The sequence below is a fragment of the Spongiibacter sp. genome, from assembly GCF_984394615.1.
The window spans coordinates 1-6,098 of sequence record NZ_CFHTQA010000074.1 but is presented as its reverse complement, the minus strand read 5'-3'; the positions used below and the strand labels follow the sequence as shown (position 1 = coordinate 6,098).

Below are 6,098 nucleotides of genomic sequence, written 5' to 3'. Positions count from 1 at the left end.
GCGCCAGGTCCGCCGAGCCCTTTTTGTAGTGGGCATAGGCCGAGGAAAAAGTGGTAAACATCACCACGGCTAGTGATGTAGCAACGGCGACATGCATACGGTAAACCGGGTTCAGCTCGGTAAACCCGAGTGCGTAGTCCAGCACCGGCACCAGAATAATGCCGCCCCCTACGCCAAACAGACCACTCAGCACACCCGCCAAGAGCCCCGACACGGCCATCAGCAACGCAAGTTCTATCATGCCACCGTCCTCTTATGCGGAAATTGCCACCGCTTCGACTTCGACCATTGCCCCTTTGGGAAGGGCCGCCACCTGTACACAGGCACGCGCCGGATAAGGCTCGGTAAAGTACTCACTCATAATGCTGTTCACGATGGCGAAGTCGGCAAGATCCACCATAAAAATCGACAGCTTAACAATCTTGGAAAAATCGCTGCCCGCCGCATCCAGTACCGCCTTCAGGTTTTCGAATACCTGCGTTGTCTGGATGTGAATATCAGCTTCCCGCAGCTCACCGCTGACAGGATCAAGGGGAATCTGCCCGGAGACGAAAACCAGGCCGTTCACGGCAATTGCCTGGGAATAAGGACCAATCGCCTGTGGGGCCAGCTCGGTGTGAATAACGTTCATGACAACCTCAATACAAAAAAACAATTGTTTTTTATACGAACACATGTTCGCAAATTAAACAAGGGGCTTTTGTCGAGGTGTTGTCTGGCGGGCTTTCCAGCCCTCGGCAATGAAACGGGCCACGAAAGTGGCCCGCATGGCATCAGGAAACCAGGGCGCGTTTGATTTCCTGCGCAGCATCCCACATCACTGGCAGGCACTCATCCACCAGCTGCTTTTTGCTGACGATGGCGGCGTTGGTCAGGGTATTGATGCCGGCCACCACTTCACCGGCTTGGTTGTAGACCGGGACCGCCAATGAACGCGCCCCCAGCTCGATTTCCTGCTCGACCAGTGCATAGCCCTGACGGCGGATTTTGGCCAGTTCTTTGTCCAGCTCCTCGCGGGAGGTAATGCTTTTGTCGGTCAGCGGCGTAAAGTCCGCCTTGTCGAGAATCGCGTCGCGCTCCGCGTCGGGCTTCAACGCCAACATAGCGCGTCCGGCCGAGGCATAAATCACGGGAAAGCGTTTGCCGATCGTCAGCGTTGGCGCCATCAGTCGTTTGGAGTTGGCCTTGGCAATATGAACCACATCCTCACCGTCGATAATGCCGACAGCCACCGCTTCACCGGTGATATCGCGAATGGTGTCGAGGTACGGCTGGGCAATGGAACTGATCGGCACGGTGGACAGGTAGGAATAACCGAGCTCCATCACCTTGGGTGTCAGGCGGAAAATCCGGTCGTCCTGATGAATGAACCCCAAATGCGCCAGGGTGAGCAGATAACGCCGCGCCCCCGCCCGGTTCATGCCGGTTTTCTCTGCCACTTGCGACAGGGTCATCTCGGGGTCTTCAGCATCAAAGGCCATGATCACGCCCAGGCCGTGAATCAAGGATCCCACCAAGTCCTTGGACTTTTCGTTATCTCCGTTTTTATTGGCTGGCAAGGCTTGTTCCCTCATGCGCTATTTAAACAATTGTCCGCATACTACATCAAAGCCCCGAAACATCCTATATGGCAGATAGCGCTAACTTGCTTGTTGCGCCGCGGCGCGGCAGTCCCTATACTCGACGTTGTTCGTATTTCAAACTTATGTTCGGATTAATGACATGCTGACTCCCGAAGAGAATATCCGCCTTACCGAAACCGGCCCCGAAACCGCTGCCGGTAAGGTACTGCGCAGCTACTGGCAGCCCGTGGCGCTCACCGAAGAACTCGACGGCGAACGCCCCGTAAAAGCGGTCACCCTGATGAACGAGCAACTGGTACTGTTCAAGGCCGCCGACGGCGAATACCGGCTCTCCGGGCGTTTCTGCCCCCATCGCGGTGTCGACCTGTCTTACGGCCGACTCGAAGCAGATGGCCTGCGCTGTCCCTTCCACGGCTGGCTGTTCGACGGCAAGGGTCACTGCCTTGAGCAACCGGCACAACCCGCCGGTTCCAACACGCACACACTGGTCAAACACCCCTCTTACCCCTGCGAAGAACGCAACGGCGTGATTTTCGCGTATCTGGGCGACGGTGAGGCCCCCGCGTTTCCCGCACTGGACTGTTTCACCGCCCCCGCCAGCCATGTCTTTGCCTACAAAGGTCTGTGGTACTGCAACTGGTTGCAGGCGCTGGAAGTGGGCATCGACCCCGTTCACGCCTCGTTCTTGCACCGTTTTTTGGCCGACGACTCACTGGACGAGGCCTACGGCCGCCAGTTCCGCGACGAAGCTGTCGACAGCAGCATGCCGTTGACCAAGGTACTGCGCGAGTTTGACTGTCCCGAAATCCGGGCAGAAGAAACCGACTTCGGGATTCGCCTGCTGACCCTCAGGGAAATCTCCGAGGAAAGCACCCATGTACGGGTCACCAATCTGCTGTTTCCGAATGCAATCGTCATTCCAATGAGCAACGAGATGGTCATTGCCCAATGGCATGTGCCAGTCGATGACGAATCCTGCTACTGGTATTCGATGTTTATCAGTTTTGGTAAACCGGTGAACAAGGAGCTGATGCGCGCCCAGCGTATCGATATGAATCCCCCGCCCGATTACAAGCCAAAATACGGCCCGCAAAATCAGTGGGGCTACAACCCTGATGAACAGCGCGACAAAACCTATACCGGCATGGGTGACGACATCAATGTTCACGACCAGTGGGCGGTGGAATCCCCCGGCCCCATCGCCGATCGCAGCAAGCACCAGTTGATGCGCTCAGATATCGGCATCATGCGCTACCGGCGAATGCTCTTCAAAGCGATGGACGCCGCCGAGGCCGACAGCCACGATGCCCTGCCGATGAGCAGCGATGTGACCCGGATTCGCGGCCCCGTTGCCATTGATGAAATTGGCCCCGCCGACGACTGGCAGAACTGCTGGAAAGAACGCGATTTGAAACGCCGCCAGCAATCCGGCTGGGCTGACGATCCCTGGCAAGAATGAGGAGCACCACTATGCTTCCCCTCTCAGGCAGTTTTGTAGACCGGCACGGACTCTGGAACAGCGACCAGATCGCCCAGGCGGAAGATGTCGTTGCCCGAATTCAGGCCGACAATATTGAAGTCCTGCGCTTTGTTTTTGCCGATCAACACGGTCTGACCCGTGGCAAAACCATTATTGGCGATGCCATCGGCAGCACGCTGGTCAATGGCTGCACCATGACCTCCACGCTGATTCTGAAGGACACCTCGCACCGTACCGCCATGCCAGTGTGGCAATCGGGCGCGGGTATGGGTACTCAGAAGCTGGCCGGCGCTGCCGACCTGATCATGGTGGCCGACCCCAGCACATTTCGTCGCCTGCCCTGGGCCCCGGATACCGGTTGGATTCTTTGCGACCTGTATTATCCCGACGGCCAGCCGGTGGAATACGATACTCGCCGCTGTCTGCGCAGTGCACTGAGTAAGCTGGCTGGCGAGGGCCTTGAGCTGATGAGCGGTCTGGAAATGGAATTCCACCTGTTTCGCAACGTGGACACCGCGCTGACCGCTCACGACTGCACGCAACCCGGCACTCCACCGTCGGTGGTTCCCCTGCAACGGGGTTATCAATACCTCACGGAAATTCGCTACGACGAGCTGGAACCTCTATTCCGGGAAATTCGCCGGGCATTGCTGGCACTGAAACTGCCGCTGCGCTCAGAGGAAATCGAATTTGGTCCCAGTCAGCTGGAGCTGACTTTCAGCCCACAGCGGGGCCTCGCCACCGCCGACAGTGCGGTGCTGGCGCGCAGTGCCATCAAGCAGGTCTGCGCCCGACTGGGCTACCACGCCACCTTTATGTGTCGGCCGCATATTCCCAACACCTTTGCCAGCGGCTGGCATTTGCACCAAAGCCTGATCGACAGCAAAACGGGCAAAAATGCCTTTATTCCCGACACCCCGGACGACTGCCTGTCAGACATCGGCAAGGCCTATTTATCCGGTCTCCTTGAGCACGCCTCCGCCTCCTGCATTCTGGCTGCACCCACTATCAACGCCTACAAGCGTTATCGCCCCCAGACTCTCGCGCCCGATCGCATTCAATGGGGCCGCGACAACAAGGGCGCCATGTTGCGGGTACTCGGCGGCATGGGCGACCCGGCAACGCGCATCGAAAACCGTGTCGGCGAACCCGCGGCAAACCCCTATCTCTATATTGCCTCACAGGTATTGTCGGGGCTGGCAGGAATTCACCAGCGTTATCCCCTGCCCGCGCCGGTTGAGGAACCCTATAACTCCACGGCACAGCGACTGCCTCGCAGCCTGTTTCAGGCGCTGCTGTACTTTCAGGAAAGTGCTTTTTATCGAGAGCAGTTTGGCGACAACTTCGTGAATTATTACGCCACGATCAAACAGGCTGAACTGGATCGCTTCCTCAGCGAAGTGACGGACTGGGAGCAGAAAGAATATTTTGAAATGTTCTAAACCGTCGCGGAGGCCTCATGCCCCATCTTATTTTTGAACACTCTGCGGCACTGGATGCCCACTTGCCCGCATTGATGTCGAGCGCCGCCGACGCTGCGGCAAGCACCGGCATCGTGCGGGCCGAAGACCTTAAACTACGCGCTCTGCCCTACACGCAGTATCAACTTGCCGTCCCCGGCCAGCAGTTTGTGCACCTGAGTGTTCGCCTGCTGGAAGGACGCAGCGACCCGCAAAAACAACAGCTCGCCGAAACCCTTCGTGCCGTGCTGGTCGAGCACCTCCCGGAGGTTTACAGCCTCAGCGTGGAAATCATCGACATGCACGCTGAGAGCTATAAAAAGCGCCTGCTGTAGACTTTCCCGGCGGAAGCGCGCTTAGAATCGCAGAACGAAATCCACCGAGACGACATCTGCGGACATATCGATACTGCGATCATCGTCGAACACGTAGTAGTCATACCCCACCTGAATATCGGCGTTGCGAGCGACCGCCAGACGCATCCCGGCCCCCAGATAAGGGTCACTGCCCTCGACCAGAAACTCACCGCGTCGACTGCTGTCCTCAACCCGTCCATCAAACTCCCAGGCAGCAATACCCATTCTTGCGTACAGGCCAATCGGCTCTTTGGCTGGCGTCTGCAGCCTCAGACCGATAAACAGCGCATCGAGGCTCCCGTCTATATCAACCCGGCCCGCACTGTAACCGTTATTTAGCACCTGACTACCATCAGAAAACCCAGACGCAGTCAGATCGCCCAGGTTTACATAGCCCATTTCAAAGGCGAGGTTTTCGCCCACCGGCAAGCCAAAACCAATCCGCGCGGCACTCGACTGTTCATCGACCTCAACATCACTCAAGCTGCCATCGCCGAAGCTATAGCGAACGTCTCGTTCCTGCCAGCTGAAATCCGACATTCCCACGCCGCCAAACACATACATGCTGGGTGACGAACTGCGATAAGGCGACGCCTGTGCGGCGGGAACGGATAAGGCCAGAACCAAGGCAGACGCCGACAACACAGAATATTTCATGGCAAAGCTCCTGAAAGAAACAGGCTTGCAGTATTGAGTGCAAAGACTGAATCGGGACTGAATTGAGTAATATCTCTAGTACCTTAGTGGCTCAACAACGAGTACATAGCCTTTGCAGATAGACTGGGGCTTTCGTGTAATAGAGCCGCACCACGACGGCACACCGCACTGGCATTTACTGCTTTTCATTGGCCCGTCCCAAGCAAACGAATTAGTAAATACGTTGCAAAACTATGTACTTCAGGAAGATGGCAACGAACGGGGCGCAGATACTCGGCGATTGAAAATCGAGGAAATCGACCGCAGCAAGAGCTCTGCAGCAACCTACATAGCGAATTACATCTCTAAAAACATCGACGGCCGCGGCCCATATACCAACTTTGTATAGTAAGAGGTGTCGTCACAAGCGCATTCCGAATCCGCGCATGGGCGTCAAATTGGGGAATATGGCAATTTCAGCAGATTTGCGGCCCAAGCGTGACCGTTTAGCGCGAATGCGGGAAAAGAGTAAGCCTCCGGCCATCCCCAGTTGACTCACATTTGCACTTTTGGGTAATGGATC

Annotated in this window: 8 protein-coding genes; 4 read left to right on the top strand and 4 right to left on the bottom strand. The window is 56.7% G+C overall.

The annotated features are described in order from the left end of the window. The 3 genes from AC5DB9_RS16350 to AC5DB9_RS16340 form a co-directional block, all read right to left on the bottom strand. A partial coding sequence (locus AC5DB9_RS16350; protein WP_491732101.1) for a TSUP family transporter occupies positions 1–241 on the bottom strand: 241 nt, incomplete at its 3' end. A 12-nt stretch (positions 242–253) separates the two neighbouring features. Beyond that, the gene (locus AC5DB9_RS16345) at positions 254–631 is read right to left on the bottom strand and encodes a RidA family protein (protein ID WP_272991619.1); all 378 of its coding nucleotides are present in this window, start codon (positions 629–631) and stop codon (positions 254–256) included. 142 nt (positions 632–773) lie between these two features. After that, positions 774–1,559, bottom strand: coding sequence for an IclR family transcriptional regulator domain-containing protein (locus AC5DB9_RS16340; protein ID WP_022960238.1), 786 nt, complete (start codon positions 1,557–1,559; stop codon positions 774–776). 163 nt (positions 1,560–1,722) lie between these two features. Here AC5DB9_RS16340 and AC5DB9_RS16335 point away from each other — a divergent pair, with 163 nt between their 5' ends. From AC5DB9_RS16335 to AC5DB9_RS16325, 3 genes are read left to right on the top strand one after another with little or no spacing between them, the layout of a single operon-like run. After that, a complete protein-coding gene (locus AC5DB9_RS16335; protein WP_272991614.1) occupies positions 1,723–3,042 on the top strand; it encodes a Rieske 2Fe-2S domain-containing protein in 1,320 nt (439 codons plus the stop codon). 11 nt (positions 3,043–3,053) lie between these two features. Beyond that, the gene (locus AC5DB9_RS16330) at positions 3,054–4,505 is read left to right on the top strand and encodes a glutamine synthetase family protein (RefSeq protein WP_022960236.1); all 1,452 of its coding nucleotides are present in this window, start codon (positions 3,054–3,056) and stop codon (positions 4,503–4,505) included. A 17-nt stretch (positions 4,506–4,522) separates the two neighbouring features. Continuing rightward, on the top strand, positions 4,523–4,858 hold the full coding sequence (locus AC5DB9_RS16325) for a 5-carboxymethyl-2-hydroxymuconate Delta-isomerase (RefSeq protein WP_272991611.1): 336 nt from the start codon (positions 4,523–4,525) through the stop codon (positions 4,856–4,858). Positions 4,859–4,879: 21 nt separating this feature from the next. Here the strand turns inward: AC5DB9_RS16325 and AC5DB9_RS16320 are convergent, their stop codons facing one another. Then, positions 4,880–5,536, bottom strand: coding sequence for an outer membrane beta-barrel protein (locus AC5DB9_RS16320; protein ID WP_272991609.1), 657 nt, complete (start codon positions 5,534–5,536; stop codon positions 4,880–4,882). Positions 5,537–5,648: 112 nt separating this feature from the next. Here AC5DB9_RS16320 and AC5DB9_RS16315 point away from each other — a divergent pair, with 112 nt between their 5' ends. After that, positions 5,649–5,924 (top strand): replication endonuclease, encoded by a 276-nt coding sequence (locus AC5DB9_RS16315; RefSeq protein ID WP_353744100.1) that lies wholly within the window; start codon positions 5,649–5,651, stop codon positions 5,922–5,924. The last annotated feature ends 174 nt before the right edge of the window (positions 5,925–6,098 follow it).